At 64.6% G+C, this 15,686-nt stretch carries 16 protein-coding genes; 5 read left to right on the top strand and 11 right to left on the bottom strand.

Going from position 1 to position 15,686, the window contains the following annotated elements; genetic code table 11:
- Positions 1-8: 8 nt before the first annotated feature.
- The 5 genes from Syncc8109_RS04120 to Syncc8109_RS04100 form a co-directional block, all read right to left on the bottom strand.
- The gene (locus tag Syncc8109_RS04120) at positions 9-257 is read right to left on the bottom strand and encodes a hypothetical protein (protein ID WP_006851922.1); all 249 of its coding nucleotides are present in this window, start codon (positions 255-257) and stop codon (positions 9-11) included.
- The gene (locus Syncc8109_RS04115; protein ID WP_025362204.1) at positions 257-2,038 is read right to left on the bottom strand and encodes a DEAD/DEAH box helicase; all 1,782 of its coding nucleotides are present in this window, start codon (positions 2,036-2,038) and stop codon (positions 257-259) included. Before Syncc8109_RS04115 ends, Syncc8109_RS04120 begins: the two co-directional genes overlap by 1 nt.
- A 104-nt stretch (positions 2,039-2,142) precedes the next feature.
- Positions 2,143-2,484 carry a phosphomannose isomerase type II C-terminal cupin domain gene (locus tag Syncc8109_RS04110; protein ID WP_006850044.1) on the bottom strand — a complete coding sequence of 114 codons (342 nt, stop codon included), beginning with the start codon at positions 2,482-2,484 and terminating at the stop codon, positions 2,143-2,145.
- A gap of 13 nt (positions 2,485-2,497) precedes the next feature.
- Positions 2,498-4,078 (bottom strand): ATP-dependent RecD-like DNA helicase, encoded by a 1,581-nt coding sequence (locus Syncc8109_RS04105; protein WP_006851085.1) that lies wholly within the window; start codon positions 4,076-4,078, stop codon positions 2,498-2,500.
- Positions 4,075-7,743 (bottom strand): UvrD-helicase domain-containing protein, encoded by a 3,669-nt coding sequence (locus Syncc8109_RS04100; RefSeq protein WP_156915484.1) that lies wholly within the window; start codon positions 7,741-7,743, stop codon positions 4,075-4,077. The genes Syncc8109_RS04105 and Syncc8109_RS04100 overlap by 4 nt, the downstream gene beginning before the upstream one ends.
- A gap of 197 nt (positions 7,744-7,940) precedes the next feature.
- Here Syncc8109_RS04100 and Syncc8109_RS12840 point away from each other — a divergent pair, with 197 nt between their 5' ends.
- Entirely contained in the window at positions 7,941-8,111 is a 171-nt protein-coding gene (locus Syncc8109_RS12840) for a hypothetical protein (protein ID WP_006851171.1), read from the top strand.
- Here the strand turns inward: Syncc8109_RS12840 and Syncc8109_RS04090 are convergent.
- From Syncc8109_RS04090 to Syncc8109_RS04070, 5 genes are all read right to left on the bottom strand, one after another.
- Complete coding sequence (locus Syncc8109_RS04090) at positions 8,108-11,350, bottom strand: exodeoxyribonuclease V subunit gamma (protein ID WP_006850238.1); 3,243 nt, start codon at positions 11,348-11,350, stop codon at positions 8,108-8,110. The genes Syncc8109_RS12840 and Syncc8109_RS04090 overlap by 4 nt on opposite strands.
- A complete protein-coding gene (locus tag Syncc8109_RS04085; protein WP_006852027.1) occupies positions 11,344-11,964 on the bottom strand; it encodes a metallophosphoesterase in 621 nt (206 codons plus the stop codon). Before Syncc8109_RS04085 ends, Syncc8109_RS04090 begins: the two co-directional genes overlap by 7 nt.
- Before the next feature lie 67 nt (positions 11,965-12,031).
- Positions 12,032-12,367, bottom strand: a complete 336-nt coding sequence (locus tag Syncc8109_RS04080; RefSeq protein WP_006849697.1) for a hypothetical protein — start codon at positions 12,365-12,367, stop codon at positions 12,032-12,034.
- Positions 12,367-12,687 (bottom strand): MgPME-cyclase complex family protein, encoded by a 321-nt coding sequence (locus Syncc8109_RS04075; protein WP_006850197.1) that lies wholly within the window; start codon positions 12,685-12,687, stop codon positions 12,367-12,369. Before Syncc8109_RS04075 ends, Syncc8109_RS04080 begins: the two co-directional genes overlap by 1 nt.
- Positions 12,684-13,433, bottom strand: a complete 750-nt coding sequence (locus Syncc8109_RS04070) for a pyridoxine 5'-phosphate synthase (RefSeq protein WP_006851994.1) — start codon at positions 13,431-13,433, stop codon at positions 12,684-12,686. Before Syncc8109_RS04070 ends, Syncc8109_RS04075 begins: the two co-directional genes overlap by 4 nt.
- An 80-nt stretch (positions 13,434-13,513) precedes the next feature.
- On the opposite strand from Syncc8109_RS04070, the gene Syncc8109_RS04065 reads away from it, so the two are divergent.
- From Syncc8109_RS04065 to grxD, 4 genes are read left to right on the top strand one after another with little or no spacing between them, the layout of a single operon-like run.
- Complete coding sequence (locus Syncc8109_RS04065; RefSeq protein ID WP_006852029.1) at positions 13,514-14,215, top strand: 1-acyl-sn-glycerol-3-phosphate acyltransferase; 702 nt, start codon at positions 13,514-13,516, stop codon at positions 14,213-14,215.
- A 28-nt stretch (positions 14,216-14,243) separates the two neighbouring features.
- Positions 14,244-14,771: a hypothetical protein gene (locus Syncc8109_RS04060; protein ID WP_025362203.1), complete on the top strand. Its 528-nt coding sequence runs from the start codon at positions 14,244-14,246 to the stop codon at positions 14,769-14,771.
- A gap of 48 nt (positions 14,772-14,819) precedes the next feature.
- Positions 14,820-15,068 carry a BolA/IbaG family iron-sulfur metabolism protein gene (locus Syncc8109_RS04055; RefSeq protein ID WP_006849838.1) on the top strand — a complete coding sequence of 83 codons (249 nt, stop codon included), beginning with the start codon at positions 14,820-14,822 and terminating at the stop codon, positions 15,066-15,068.
- A 19-nt stretch (positions 15,069-15,087) separates the two neighbouring features.
- Positions 15,088-15,411 (top strand): Grx4 family monothiol glutaredoxin, encoded by a 324-nt coding sequence (grxD, locus tag Syncc8109_RS04050; protein ID WP_006851683.1) that lies wholly within the window; start codon positions 15,088-15,090, stop codon positions 15,409-15,411.
- A 1-nt stretch (position 15,412) separates the two neighbouring features.
- Here the strand turns inward: grxD and Syncc8109_RS11615 are convergent, their stop codons facing one another.
- Positions 15,413-15,685, bottom strand: a complete 273-nt coding sequence (locus tag Syncc8109_RS11615) for a DUF6761 family protein (protein ID WP_006851975.1) — start codon at positions 15,683-15,685, stop codon at positions 15,413-15,415.
- Position 15,686 lies beyond the last annotated feature (1 nt).

The raw sequence follows: 15,686 nt of genomic DNA, 5'->3' as shown, positions 1-15,686 counted from the left end.
CCCGGGGATCAGAGACCGTAGGTCTCGGCAGCCTTGGCCTTGCAGGTGGCCTGGGCCGTCTGGATCCCCGCCCCGTTCTGCACTTCGGCGAGAAAACAACGGCAGGTGTGATCCACCATTCCCTCCGGAGGAACGGTCCCAGCCCTATGAAGCTCGGCCTTGACGGCCGTCTTGCAGAACTGGGTGATCAGGCTGTTGTCCGTGGCTGAAGCAGCCAGGGGAGCCGACATCAGACCAACGGCCAACAGCGCACGCATCAAGCGGCCTTGCTGATTTGCAGTTCGCGGTTCATCACGCGCAGGCGTTGAAGGCTGTTGAACACATCTTCCGGCATGCCCTTCGGAAGATCCACCAGGCTGTGATTGTCAAAAATCTGAATGCGACCGATCATCCTGCCCTGCAGACCGGTCTCGCCGGCGATGGCACCCACCAGGTTGCCCGGCTTGACCCGATCGCGGTGACCTACCTCAACTCGGTAGCGCTGCATGTTCTCCTCAGGAGCCCGGGCCGGACGCTCGCGCCGCTCACGGCGGTCCCCTGAATGGCGATCGCGGTCGCGGTCATTGCGACGGGTGTTCTGAATCCAGTCGTCGTCGCCCTTACGCAACAGCGCATCGGGGCCGATGGCCAGGTTGAGTGCCGCCATGGCCAGCTGGTCGGGGGTGAGCTCAAGTTCCGTGGCCACCCGCTGCATCAATTCCTGGAGCAAGGCCGCTTCATCGGCGTCAGGGCGTTGGGATTGAGCCGCATCACTCAAACGCTTGCGCAGGCGGTCCAGCCGTCCCTGGTTGATGGCTGTGTTGCCGGGCACCTCCATCGCTTCAATCGGTTGGCCCGTGGCCCGCTCGAGGTTGCGGATGAAACGGCGTTCCCGTGGAGTCACGAACAGAACCGCTTCTCCGGTGCGTCCAGCCCGGCCCGTCCGGCCGATGCGGTGCACGTAGGCCTCGCTGTCGAACGGCATGTCGTAGTTGATCACCAGGCCGATGCGCTCCACATCGAGACCCCGTGCTGCAACGTCGGTGGCCACAAGGATGTCGACCGATCCACTGCGCAGCCTCTCCACGGTGCGCTCCCGTTGGTTCTGGGGAACGTCGCCATTGAGCACCGCCACCTGATGGCCACCGGCCTCAAGGGTTTCGGCCACGGTCAGGGTGATCGCCTTGGTTCGAGCAAAGATGATCACACCCTCACCCCCACAGGCGTCGAGAACCCGCTGCAGGGCCTCAAGCTTGTGCGGCATCGGCACCGTGATCGAACGCTGGCGGATCCGCTTGCCTTCCTGATCCTTGGTGCGGATCGTGACCTCGGCCGGATCCTTGAGATAACGCTTGGACAGGCGACGGATCTCAGGAGGCATCGTCGCGGAGAACAGCACCACCTGTCGCTGCTCCGGAAGCTGGTCGAGAATCCACTCCACATCATCGATGAAGCCCATGCGGAGCATTTCGTCCGCTTCATCGAGCACCAGGCTGCGCAGACCGCTGGTGTCGAGTGTGCCCTGACGCATGTGGTCCATCACCCGGCCGGGGGTCCCCACCACCACATCAACTCCGCGCCTGAGGGCACTGATCTGAGAGCGGAAATCCGTGCCGCCGTACACCGCCAGCACCTTCAGATGGGGATGGCCGGCGGAATAGGCCTTGAACGATTCGGCCACCTGCATCGCCAGCTCCCGTGTGGGGGCGAGCACGAGGGCCTGGGGTGTTTTCTGGCCGCTCTCGAGGCGCTCGAGCAACGGAAGGGCAAACGCTGCTGTTTTGCCGGTGCCGGTCTGGGCCTGACCCACCAGATCGCGGCCGAGCATCAGCTCGGGGAAGGCCGCCTTCTGAATGGGGGAAGGTTCGCTGTATCCCTTGTCCGCCAGGGTGCGGAGCAGAGCCTCACTGAAACCAAAACCGGCGAAACCTGATTCCGGCTCAGCCGATGTGATGGTGGTGGTGAACACCTCAGCATTGGAGTTGGATGCCGGCAGGTCGGATGCAGAAAGATCCACTGCGCAGGCGGAATCGTCGCGCTGCTGTTGCTGTTCAGTCATGAAAGGTGGCTTCGCCTGATTGATCTCTGAAATCAGGCTCACAACCTCCCTGCAACGTAAGAGTTGCGCTCTGGTTGTGTTGCCTACGCTTCAAAGGTTGATTATCAATTTATCACCCGGCCGTAATCATCCTGCAGCCGTTCGATGTCGTCTTCCCGCAGATCATCACCGTGCTGAACTTCCAGAATCAGTAGATCTGAACCGTCTGCACGGGCGCGATGCACAGCGCCGCAGGGGATCGAGAGCATGACGCCCGCGCTGGCGGGATGCCAGGTGTCGCCGCAGTGCAGAGCCCCCGAGCCGGACACCACGGTCCAACTTTCGCTGCGATGACGATGCCGCTGCAGCGACAACTGCTGCCCGGCACGAACCAGCAGCCGTTTGACCAAATAGTTGTCCCCCTGGGTCAGCGTTTCGTACCAGCCCCAGGGACGCTCAACCCGCATCAGTCCGCCCGCGTCAGATCAGCGTCACCAGGTCAAGGCTGGCACGGGCACGGGTGATGGCTGTGTACAGCAATCGGCGTTGGTGTTCTGCAGCCGGGCCATCCTCAAGGGGATCTGGCCAGAGCACGATCACCCGATCCGCCTCACTGCCCTGGGCCCGATGGATGGTGAGCGCAACCGCCGGCTCCAGACGCCGCAAACGGGCTGGATGCAAACGGCGCACCTCGAGCCGGCCTTCAGGGTCCACCACCTGGAACAACAGACGTCGTTCAGAGCCTGCCCCGATCACCACCCCGAGGTCACCATTGGCCAAGCCCAGTTCGGGTTGATTGCTGCCGCAGATCACCGGCAAGCCGATCGGCCAACGCTCGACCTTGCCGGCGGCATTGGCCCCCAGCAGCGTGCAGTGCACATCATCAAGACTCCACGGCCCCCGGCGACGTGGACAGAGCAACAGCTCCTGCTCGAGCAGCGCAAACAAAGGCCGGGATGCCGCCATCAGCTTCTGCTCGGTGCAGCGGTCGAGATCAACCGTCAGTGCCTGCAACTGCTGGAGGCGCTGAATCCAGCGCTGCCGCACCAAGGCAGGGAAACGACGCAGGGGCCAGGGATGCACCTGAAGATTGGCCTGCTCAGGCAGGGCGGCCAGATCCGCTGCAAAGGCCTCCAGATTCCCCTGGCGCAGCTGTTGCGCCAACTGCGCCAGGGCACCGCGGTTGCGGTAGGTGCGCTCCAGATGCACGGCGCCGGCACCGAAACGACCGCGCACGTCCGACTGCTGCAGCCGATGCCAAACCGCTCCACTCCCCACAGGCGGCAACTGAGCTGGATCCCCCACCAACAGCAGCCGGCAACCACTGGGCAACGCCTCCAACAGCGCCTGGGTCAAGGCCAGATCTAGCATCGACATCTCGTCGATCACCAGCAGATCCAGCTCCAGGGGACGCTGGCGGTGCCTGCCGAAGCCACGGCTTCCGGCCTCCAACCAGCGGTGGAGGGTGCTGCAGGGCAACGGAGCCCGCTGCGCCATCACCGCCTCCCCCAGGCGCCGGGCCGCCTTGCCGGTGGGGGCCGCCAAACCGATGCGCAGGCCGGGATGGCGGGCTTCCGCCCGGGCCAGAATCTCCACCACCGTGCTGGTTTTGCCCGTGCCCGGACCACCGCTGAGCAGCACAACCGAGGCCTGATCCAGGGCGCGCACGGCGGCGCACTGGTCAGCGTTGAGACGATCCGACAGCTCGGGATCGGCAGCCTCGACGGGTTTAGGAAGCGGAGCATGGGCCCGCTCCACCAGCTCGGCCACCACCTGCTCCATGGCCTGCGACCAGCGGCGCCAGCCCAGCCGATCACCCTGGAGCAGCAGGGGGGAGGCATCCCCCTCCAGCCATCCACTGGCTTGGGCAGCGGCCAGCCGCTCCGGCGTCAGCGCCACAGTCAACACCCCCTGCTCCAAGGCCAGCACCAGATCGCGGCTGAGCTCCTCCAAGGCGGGACCATCAGCCTTGGGCGGGATCCGTCGCCTCAGGGCGGCATGGAGTCCGGCCGTGAAGCTGGAGGGCCAGGTGCTGGTTCCCTGGGGCAGCAGCTCCGTCACGCCAGCACCTCCCCCAGGGCTCGATCCAGGGCCGCGATGCGATTGAGCGGCACGGGTTCAACGATGCGCCCCGGCCCAACAGCATTTTCCGGAGAGGCAATCACCGCTCCGGGCATCCCCCGCAGGAAGCAGTAGACGTAGCCCCCCAGATGCTGTTCCGGGTCGTAATCCGGCAGCCGCCAACGCAGATGGCGATGCAGAGCCACCAGGTAGAGGTGGGCCTGCAGGGGGTAGTGGTGGTGCAACATCTGCTCCTCCATCGCCTCCTGGGAGTAGTGATGCGGACCGCAAAGCCCCGGCTCAGCACCGGTGCGCCGTTCACCGATCCAGTTGCTCTTCCAGTCGAGAACCCACCAGCGTTGGTGCCGGGGGTCCTGGAACACCAGATCGATGGAACCGGTGAGAAACCCGCGGCTGTTGATCGAGAGCGATGCCAGCGCCGGGCTATAGGTGCGGCCAAAACGGGCCTCGGCATCACAACCGAAGGCGGCCACCAGATCGGCCGTGCGCACGTGCTGCACCGGCAGATCAAAACTGAGTTCGGGCAGGCGCTGGTGCGGCCCTAGCCGATCCAGCGATAACGCACCCAGCGCCCCCCCCAGGGGGGTCTGCAACACCTGCTCCAACCCCGTCAACACATCGTTCTGTAGATCGGGATCAAGCCCGGCCCGGCGCAACTCGGCGGCGATCAGCTCGAGCCGTTGGCGGGGCTCAGAGGCCTCCGCCGCAGAGAAAGGGAACTGTTCGAGGATCCGGTGCAGGCAATCACCGGCCCCGGCCCCACGCGGGAAGGCCGTCAGCGGCCCCGTCTCGGACCATGCCGGTTCTGCCCTCGCCGCCGTCGATTTCAACGTCAATTCCTCGGCGCCGGGATCGCGATCACGACCCTGTTCATGCAGCTGAACGTCGTCGGATGAGGCAATCCAGGCCGAGTAACTGGCCCGGCCCCAGCTCCGGTCGATCCGCTTGGGGATGGAACCAAGGGCCAACGGCTCGGCCAGCAGCGGAGACCGCCATCGCTTGCCGCTGGGCAGGCTCTCGACCAGGCCATCGATGCTGATCGCAACCTGTCGCTCCGCCAGGGCTTGGCTCAGCCGCTCATCGGTGAGGCTGTCGATCGCATCCCCAGCGGCCTCAGCACCGAACAACCAGGCGGGCAAGGGGGAATCCTCCTGGCCGTTGGCCCTGGCCCAAATCAGAACCAACTGGGATTGGGCTCGGGTCACCGCCACATAGGCCAGCCGCTCGGCCTCGGCCGCAGCCTCCCTCTGCGCCTGTTGCGCCGCCTGCCAGCCCTCCCCCCAGTGGACATCCAGCCGCACCAGGCACTCTCCGGAGCGGGGGTCACGCCAGAGCGGACCGGACACGGCTGGGGGGGCCTGCCAGAGGTAGGGGCAGATCACCACCGGATATTCCAGACCCTTGCTGCGGTGGACCGTAACCACGGCGATGGCGCTGTCGGCCTGATCGCTGTGGGGCTGGCGAGCCTCAGGCACCGGCTGGCTGGGGTGCAACCGCTCCCTCCGCAACCAATCCGCCGCGGTTGCCACATCAAGCCCCTGGCGGTGCATCGCCTCCTGCACCAGCCGCGCCGCCTGCTGCAGATCCCCCAGCATCCGGCCCCGTTCCGACAGCCCCGCCATCTGTTCACCCCTTAGCAGATCAGCCAGCGCCCCGAGCAGGCCCAGCCGCGGCATCGCCTCAGCCAAACCGCGCAACTGCAGCGCCAGCTGATCCAACAGGGCCGGCTCCAGGGCATCGGGCGCGATGGTCATTAGTCCCGAGCAGGCCAGCAGACGCAAGCGAGCGTCATCGCCCGGTTCCGCCAGGGCATCGAGAAACCACTGCAACAGCAAGGCAGCCTCACTTTCGAGCACATCCCCCTGAGTCACCAGGCGGGTGGGGAGTCCGCAGACCCCAAGGGCGCGGCGCAGGTCTTCCGCCTGTTGATGACGACTCACCAGCACGCAGAGATCTGCGGGGGTGAGGTCGTCCCGTTGCTGCAGTTGCTCCAGCACCATCGCGGCGAGCCGCTGGGGCAGCTCTGCTTCCAGGGCACTACGGCTGGAGGGCGCCTCGGTGGAGAGCAGCAGCAGTTGCAACGCCGGGGCATCCTGCGGTGGAGCGGCGGAGCTGCGGGGCTGCACCGCGGGCACAGGCAGTTCAGATCGAGGGAGACCCGGAGCCATCAAACGGTTCAACCCCTCCATCAGCGGTGCCGTTGTACGGAAGTTGTCGAGCAGGTGATCGATCCGCTCCACCTGATCCCGCGCTGCCATGTAGGTGGCCAGATCACCACCCCGGAAGCGGTAGATCGCCTGCTTGGGATCCCCAACCATCAGCAGAAGGTGGCGTTCACCACCACCGAAGGCGCGTTGCAACAGGCGCCACTGCACGGGGTCTGTGTCCTGAAACTCATCCACCATCACAGCCCGGTAGCGCTGTTGCAGAGGGGCAAGCCAGGCAACGTCGCCATCGCCGGGGTCCATGGCAGCCAACAAACCACCAAAGGTGATCACCCCACGGCGGCGACGGCGGCGGTCCAGCTCCTGCAAGCCCCGTTCGAGCAGGTACTGCCAGGTGCGCTCAATCGGTGCATCCCAAAGCGCCGCAACAGCGGCCTGCAGAGCCGGCGTCACCAGGCTGGGGTCGGTCTCACCGCACTTGCGCGCGACCTTGCACCAACTGCCTGGGTGGAAGTACTCCTTCAGCGGCTTTTCATGGGCGGCAATCTCCAGCAGTGAAGGAACTGTGGTCTGCCCATGCAGCCACTGGTTGATCTGCGCGCAGCGATCGCTCTTGGGCTTGGCCGAATAAGGGGTGGTAGCTCCACAGCCCTGAGCTTTCCACTGCTCGGCCGCCTGACGGAACCCAGCATCCAGGGCGGCATGGTCCCGCTTCCAGAGCGGCACGAAGTCGTCCCAAAGCTGCGCCAGCCAGTGCTCCAGCTGTGGGGCGAGGGGCTGGTGGAGATCAATCGCCCCATCAACGGCCCTGAACCGCGGCTGCTGTTCACCATCGAGTTGCGCCAACCCCCTGCGCAGGGTCTGGGGCGAGAGGCCGCGTTGACGCAACGCCTTGAACTGATCCGGCGGCAGGCTGAGCAGCTCCTGCTGCCACAGGTCCTGAACCACCTCGGCTTGGAGCGCGGAGGCGTCGGTGTCCAGCTGAGGCTCCATCGCCGCAGCGTTGCTCAGGGCCAGACGGCGCAGGCTGCGGCGGCAGAAGCCGTGGATGGTGGTGATGTCGGCCCGGTCCAGCTGCTCGAGGGCCACCAGCAAGCGCCGAATCCACCGCTGACGTGCCTCCCCTGGCTCAGAACCCGACAGCCAGTCCGCCAGGACGGTGTCTGGAGCGGAAGCCTCCATCCCCTGCTCCAGCCGCTCGAGGCCCTGCAACGACTGTTGCAGCCGTTGGCCGATACGGGAGCGCAGCTCTTCGGCCGCCGCATCGGTGAAGGTCACAACCAACAACGCTTCGAGGGCGTAGTCGGCCTCCGTGATCAGCCGCAGGCAGAGATGCGCCAGGGCGAAGGTTTTGCCGGTGCCAGCGCTGGCCTCAAGCAGGCGGACCCCAGGGCCGAGGGGGTAAGTGTTGGCATCGAAGCGCTGGGCCATGGATGGAGTCTGCTCAACTTCGACCTCAAAACCAGTGTTAACTTCCATGAAGCAGCCGGCGAAAGCTGCGAACTGGACTGGGAGTAGTCACATCCCAGAACAGAAGACGACCTGAGCGGGGGCCTGAAGAACCCTCGCTTTTTTATGGGCTTGTGAACGGATGCAACCCAACCCTTGAGAGAACAGGGGCTTGTGCGGGTGCGGTTCCATCAGGCCAACACGTTGGTGAAAGCCACCGGCCTGTTGTGTCCCCCGAACGTCGTCAGAAATTGGCCCAGCTGCTGGTGCGCAAAGCCGCAGCTGTTGAAAGCATCAACCAGGAACATCGGGCCTACTTTTTCCGCCGTCAGGCCGGCGAGCCCATGGTGATTTCCAACGAACGCATGCGCGAAATGCTCGACGAGCTGTTCGACTAACGCAGCTGGGCCAGAAGCGGGCCGTACAGCAGCTGACAGGCCTCCTGGAATCCGGCCTGATCCATCAATTGCTCCGCAGCGATCTCAGTGCCGAAGCAGAGCTGCATCACCGGGGTGGCCCCTTCGTCCTGCCAGGTCTTGCGGAAATCCTGAGGCCCCTCCCCCGGTTTGCGCCGGTCTTTGGACACCATCTGCCAGCCGCTCTTCGGGGGGACCGGCCAGCACCGCTCCAGCCCCTGTTGCGCCAGCCGCGCCAGCTGCTGCAGCTGGTCCTCGGCTGCAGCAGTCGGCAACGCCGACCAGCGCAAGTGCACCTCGGCGCCGGCAACCCGGGTGCTGCGGGCCACCACCGCTGAGCCGGCACCAGGAGCCAACCCCTCAGCGCACAGCAACAGGTGCTGCAACCAGCCGCGCATCACCGCCGCGGCCGTGAGCATGCCGGGCTGCACCACCACCTGGGTGTCACCGGCGTAGAGCAGGGGCATCGGCAGGCCGGCGAGCACAGGCACCTCCCGGCGGCAGGGACCAAGCGATGCCAGCTGCCGTTGCAGGGCCTTCCAACGCTGCTGCAATTCCTCCTGCTCAAGGGCCGCACCAGCCCCCGCCGGCAGCACACCCTGGCCCGCCAGCGACGCCGTCCAATCCGGAGCCGATCCAAGAATGAAGTGCTCCTCAAGCTCGTGGTTGAGCAGCAGATAGCGCTGCAGGCCCTCCAACTCGAGCGCCTCGAGATCCTCCACCGCCTCAATGCCTTCCCCAGGCCGCAACCCCCGTGCCTGCAACCAGGCCTTCTGGGGCTGCTGCATCCAGGCCAGCAACGCTTCAGGGTCCAAGGCCAGGTCGTCTCGGTCACGTCCCTCGGCCTCGTAATGGGTCAGGTCTTGCTGCCAGAGCGATACCCAGGCCAGCCCCTCGTCCTGGGCCGATGCCGTTGCACGATCCAGGCAGCGCCTGGCATCCAGCTGGCGGCGATCACAGCTGAGCGGCGCCTCGGGCCGGAAGTTCTCTCGGGAGAGGGGGTTAGCCGCCGGCGTGATCAACAACCCCTCCGTGGAGGCACCGGCCCGTTGCAACTGCTCCTGCAGCACGGCAAGCCACTGTTCCACCGGCGCAGCAGGCGGCTGGGACTCACCGGTGCGCTCCAGCCGCCCGCACCAGCTGATCAGCAGATGACGGCGTGCCGACATCAAGGCCTCCAGCAGCACATAGCGGTCCTGGTCGCTGCTGCGGGGATCCCCCAGGCGCCGTTGCTGCTCGAGTAGATGAAAGCCAGGGCGGCGGCTCGGGCGAGGAAAGTCGGCGCTATCAAGGCCCATCAAAACCACCACCTTGTGGGGGATCGCCCGCATCGGCTCCAGGGCACTGATGGTGAGGGCGCCACTGCGGTGACCGAAGCGACCGCTGTCCACCGACAAGGCCTCCTGCAGCACCTCCAGGGCCACAGCTGCATCAAGGTCCAGGGGGCAGTCATGAGCCCGCAATCGCCACTCCTCAAGGGCCGCCGCCCAGCTCTGCGACTCATCGGCCCAGGCCCCACCCTCAGCGAACAGCTCCTGCAACAGGGACCGCAGCAGCTGCACCCAGGCATGGCACGGCCGGGGCTGTCGCAGGCGATCGAACATCCGCGCCAAACGGTCCAGCAGCGTCCACCAGCGCACCAGGCGATCGGGATCCAGCTCCTGCTGGAACGGAGCCGCCCCTGCTGGAGCCAGGCCCGGCTCCACCGGCAGCACCAGGCCCAGCAGCCAACGGTCGAGACACCAACGCAGGCTGTGCACCTCGTCCCCACCCCGCTCGCGGCCATCCAAGCCCCAGCGAAAACCGCTGCGTTGCAGCGTATGGGTGATCAGCACCGCCTCCTCCGGCGTGAGTCCCTGCTGGCCCTGCAGGGCCGGATTGGCCAGCAGACGTTCCAGCCCCGTGGCGGTGAGGCGTGTGGCAGCCAGCTCCAGCAGCGTGAACATCGCCATCGACAACCCCGGACTGCCCTGCTGACTGCGATCGGTGAGGCGCCAGGGCAAATCGACACCGATGGCCGCCGTGTCGTTGAACACGGAGCTGAGCAGCGGTGCATAGCGCTCAATCTGCGGCGTCATCACCAGCACGTCACGGGGCGCAAGATCGGGATCGGCCGCCAGCCACTGCAGGATGCGATCACGCACCAGTTGCACCTCCCGCCAAGGCCCCGGTGCCGCTTGAAACAGCAGCGACTGATCGGCTGAGGAACGTTCCAGTGCGGGAACACTGTCGGCATCCACCAGCTGCTGCTGAAGCTGATCGAGCAGGGTGGGCTGGCGCTCTTCCGCTGCGGCAATCTGCAGGGAACCTGCAAACAGATCCCCCTCGCTTCGCTCCCCCAGCTGCGCTTCACCGGAGCCCTCCAGCAACTGCTGAAATTCGGCACCCATCCGCCCAAGAACGGCCTCCAGGCGCGGCGCCTCCGACAACCACCCCCCGTCTGGCGGAACCAGCCAGTCATCCCCGAGCGAGGCACGCCGACTGCCGCAGCGCTGCCACAGATCCGGACACGGGGTGAGCAGGTAGATCTCCACCTCCAGCAGGCCGGACAAAGCCTGAATCAGATCCACCTGCACCGGTGCCAGGGCACTGATACCAAACAGCCGCAGCCGCTGCGGCAGCAGGGCTGGATCAACGTCTCCTCGCCGGAGACGATCGACGGCCTCACGCACCTGCAGGCCAAAGGGAGCCCGGGGAAGCCTTTGGGCCAGAAGTCGCCAGAGCACGGGCTGCCAGTCGTCATCGGGCCGGGCCCGTTTCCACTGCTCCAGTTGATCGGGGCGGTAGAGGGCGTAATCGTCCATGGCGTCGGCGATGGTGCGTGCCAACTGCCAACGGTCCCGCGTCAACCCTGAGGCGGTTCCTTCACGCTGGGTGAGCCAGATCCGTAGCGGGTGGGCGACGGGCTGCTCCAACAGCTCCGGCAGCAGCTCGAGCACAGCCCACACCAGCTGGCCCGCCCGCCAGGGATCGTCCTCCTGCGCGGGGAGATGCAGCACCTGGCGCACCAGCTGCCGCAGGTGACTGCCCGGGAAGGGGAACCGCACCAGGGAACTGATGCCGTTGGCCGTGGCCAGCTGTTCCCCCAACCATCGGCTGGTGGGCCAGGTGTTGACCATCACCTCCACCGTCTCAAGGGGTCCCGGCTGCTGCTCGATCAACTGACGGGAGAGCAAGCGAGCTAGAAATTCAGCCCTGTTGCTTCGGTAAACCGTCAGCAAGGGCCAACTCCAGCCAGCACGGCATCGGTTGCAGCTCCTTCAACCTGAACGATCGCATCCGTTTGTGGGCAGTAGGCCGATAAACAACCGCCGTAGACCGCACCGGTGTCGATCAGAACGATCGCGCCAAGACGTTCCACCTGGGGACGTGGCGTATGGCCTACAACAACCTGGCCAAAACGGCCGTCATAGGACGCCCAGAAGGGATCACGAATGGAGAGATCTGGTTGGCCTGCTGCGTCGAACCCGGCATGGGTGGCGCACCAACCGTCACCGCGATAAACCAGCGGAAGCTGTTGCAGGTGCGGCAACCATTGGTGAGCGCTGCTGTCGCCCAACTGGGCATAGGTGGCGTGTTGACTCAGGCCGTCCTGGGATTCCAGGGCATCAATGAGGTCTTGCTCATGGTTCCCGCGCAGCCAAGTGGCACGGCCGGCCTGGACCAGATCCCAGACCAGATTCATCGTTGCGGGAATGGCCTCACCACGGTTGATCACATCCCCGCAGAAGACCAGATGGTCGTTCGGCGGCAGGGTGGCGAGCAGATGGCAAAGGGGCTGATGGCAGCCATGCACATCTCCAATCACCCAGTGCCGGCGGCTGTGCAGGTTCAAAGCAACAACCTGGAGATGCGTCAATTCTGATGCTCAGCCAAGCAGCGCCAAGAATCCGTAATGCAGATCAGAACAAACCAAGAAAGCGCTTGCGTTCCTTGGGTTGGCTCGGGTCTGACTTGGGCTTTTCGGGGGTTTCGCGACGGTAGCGGGGCTTGGCATCACCAACGGTGACCAGGGGGTCGTTGTTCTTGAACCAGATCCAGTCGCGAATCGGCGGCGTCTCCGTGAGATCCCGGCGGGTCAGCCCCAACCCCAGCTTGGCCGAAGCCCCCAGCAGGATGTCCACCATCGCGTCCCCGTCGGGACAGGTGGCCAAGGCCTTGTTGGTTTTCTCCGCACCGTCTAGAGCTTGTACCAGAAGTGCAATGCGCTGCTGAACGGGAAGGGAACTGGGATTCATCAGACGGCACCGGCAAGGGCATCGGGAACCTCTGCGGACGGTGCTTCAAAGGTCCCCACAGCCACGTACTCCAAACGCAGTTTGAGGAAGGTGATGAAGGTGGGATCAGTGGACACCACAGCGGCAGCGGGCTGGGGAATGGTTGCCTTGAGCTCAGCCAGCTCAAGAGAAGAGAGGAAAGCCGGTTGCTTCACCAGCCAGAAATCGATGGTCTTGCCGGTTTCGGCGTAGTTGCGTTGGCGCTCCCGGAGCACTTCCTCCAACGGCTCCTCCACGGTGAGGAAGCGCTCGCTGGCTGCAACGAAGTGATAAGTGGTCATCCGGGCGCCTGTCCGAAAAGGGGATCAAAGCGGGGATTCTGAACCAAGACCTTCATATCCCGCACAGCCTGTTGCAGTCCTACGGCGACAGAGCGGGCCACGATCGTGTGGCCGATGTTGAGTTCTTCCATCCCAGGGATGGCCGCGATGGGCTCAACGTTCTGGTATGTGAGGCCATGGCCTGCATTGACCCGCAGACCGAGCTGCCGGGCGATGGCCGTGCCCTCCTGCAAGCGCGCCAGCTCCTGGGGCTGGGTGCTCCAATCGGCATCGGCATAGCTCCCCGTGTGCAATTCCACCCAGCAGGCCCCCGTTGCTTTGCAGGCCTGGAGCTGGGTGGCCTCCGGATCCACAAACAGGCTCACCGGAATCCCGGCGGACTGAAGGGTCTGCACCATGCCCCCCAGGGAAGCCTCTTGTCCGGCCACATCCAGGCCCCCCTCTGTGGTGACCTCCTCCCGCCGTTCCGGCACCAGGGTGACCATGTCGGGCTTGATCCGCAGCGCAATCGCCACCATCTCCTCGATGGCGGCCATTTCCAGATTGAGGCGGGAGCGCACGGTCTGGCGAAGCAACTCCACATCCCGATCCTGAATGTGACGCCGGTCTTCCCTCAGATGCACGGTGATCCCATCGGCCCCACCGAGTTCGGCCAGCAGGGCCATTGACACCGGGTCTGGCTCGACGGTCCGCCGCGCTTCACGGATGTTGGCGATGTGGTCGATATTGACGCCGAGGCTGGCCATGACGGGGCAGTCGTTAGCCGGATCCTATGCAGCTTTGCCTGAGGGATTTAGGTTCTCAGGCATCGAATTCGATCCGCCCGTTGCAAGCGGCCCTGGCGACCCGAGAAAACAGCCTGCGTGTCGGCATCGACAGCTTTTGGGCCCCCCTGGCGATGTTCACCACCCAGGATCTGGCGCTGCGCTTTCAATTCCGTGAGCGGCTGGTGCTGAACCCAGAGCATCTCCCCCATCAGGGCCCTGTTCTTCTGGCACCGACGCACCGCGCCCGCTGGGATGCCCTGATGCTGCCGATGGCCGCTGGCCGTCGGGTCAGTGGCCGCGACTGCCGCTTCATGGTGACCACCACCGAAATGCGGGGGCTGCAGGGCTGGTTTCTGCAACGTCTCGACTGCTTCCCGGTGGACCAGGGACGACCCTCGATGACCACCCTGCGTCTGGCCATCGACCTATTAGCTGACGGACAGCAAGTTGTGATGTTCCCCGAAGGCAAGATTCACCGGCAGGACGCGGCGCTTGAACTGCGCCCCGGCCTGGTGCGTCTGGCCCAACTGGCCCAGAGCCGCGGCGTGACCGTTCCGGTGGTTCCCGTTGGCTTGGGCTACAGCCAGGCCCCACCACGGCCCTTCAGCCGGGCAGCGCTCTGTTTCGGAGCACCGCTCAGCGTGCCAGCCAAGGGAGATCGAGAAGCGACCCGGCAGTTCAACAGCGAACTCGCTGCGGCGATGCATACGGCTGAAGAAGCGGCCCGTGCTGCCGTTGGCCGACCGCTCCAAAGCTTCTAAAGTTCGCCCACGTTTTTATGCTGGTCTCATGGGTTGTCGCGCATTGCTGACGACTGCTGCACTGGTGGCAACCCTGGGCGTCACCACAGCTCCCGGCATCACCCAAACATCATTCGAGAACCGCGTTCTGGCTCAGAGCCAGGGTGGATTCAACCCGACGGCCGTTCGGTCAATACTGGCTAAGGGCGACGCAGCTGCCAGCCGGGGAGACCTGGCCGAGGCGCGGGCTGATTACGACAAAGCCCGCAAAGCCTCCAAGCAACTGCTGGCGTTCTATCGCGACCTAAGTGGTGCCTTCCGAGGTCTTGATGCTCGGATCCCGCGTGAGATGGACACCAAGGGCCGTGATGCCCTGGAACTGCTGGCGGAAACCAACCTCCGCCTGGCAGCCCTGTTCCGCCGTCAGAACCAGCCCGAAGTTGCTGTTCCTGTGCTGGTCGAGGTGGTGAAGTTGATGACACCGGCCACACCCCAGTTCCAGAAGGCCTATCAGAGCCTCCTGGAACTGGGCTTCGTTGAAACCGAATTCCGGGGTGCATCGGCTGCCGGCCAATGAGCCAGTCTGTCAGCATCTGAGCCAGTCCCCTTTTGCACAACCGCCGCCATGGTGCAGCCGGATGCCGTTGAAGCCGCGATCCAACACGTCATTCCCGACGCCAACGTCACCGTTGAAGACCTCACCGGTGGCGGTGATCACCTCCAGGTGACGGTTGTGTCGTCTGCTTTTGCAGGCCTTTCGCGCATCCGTCAGCATCAAATGGTGTACGGCGCTCTGCAGCAGGAATTGGCCAGCGAAGCGATTCACGCCCTTGCCCTCAACACCTCAATCCCTTCGGACGCTGCGTCCGCTTAACGCCAACTCACGCTCAACGATGGACCCCTCCACAAAAGCTCGCATCGAAACCCTGGTCGCTTCAAGCCCGATCTTCGTGTTCATGAAGGGCTCCAAGCTGATGCCCCAATGCGGTTTCTCAAACAATGTGGTGCAGATCCTGCACTCCCTCGGTGTGGCATTCGAGACATTTGACGTTCTCTCTGATCCAGAGATTCGCCAGGGAATCAAAGAGTTTTCAAGCTGGCCCACCATCCCCCAGGTGTATGTAAAAGGGGAATTCATCGGCGGCTCCGACATCCTGATCGAGATGTACAACTCCGGCGAACTTCGCGAAAAGCTTGAAATCGCCCTAGCCAGTTAACTCAATAGCCCTGGGGATGGTGCATGTACAAGGTGCTCACATCCCCGTCAGGGCCTATAAAGCTGGATGGGTCCAGGATCCAGCGATCGATCAATTGTTCGAGGCGATGCTGAGAGCGGGGGTCAAGAGACCCTGACTTCCGCAAAGCATGCAGGCAGCCGTCGGAATACAGCCGCAACTCAGACGGGGTGTGATATCTCGTTGTCAGCTCCTGACAGGCATCACAGAGCGATTGAAAATGACGGATGGCTTCAGGGTCGTCGAGTGATGTCATG

This window comes from Synechococcus sp. WH 8109, assembly GCF_000161795.2.
Classification (GTDB): domain Bacteria; phylum Cyanobacteriota; class Cyanobacteriia; order PCC-6307; family Cyanobiaceae; genus Parasynechococcus.
This window is presented reverse-complemented; position numbering and strand designations above follow the sequence as displayed.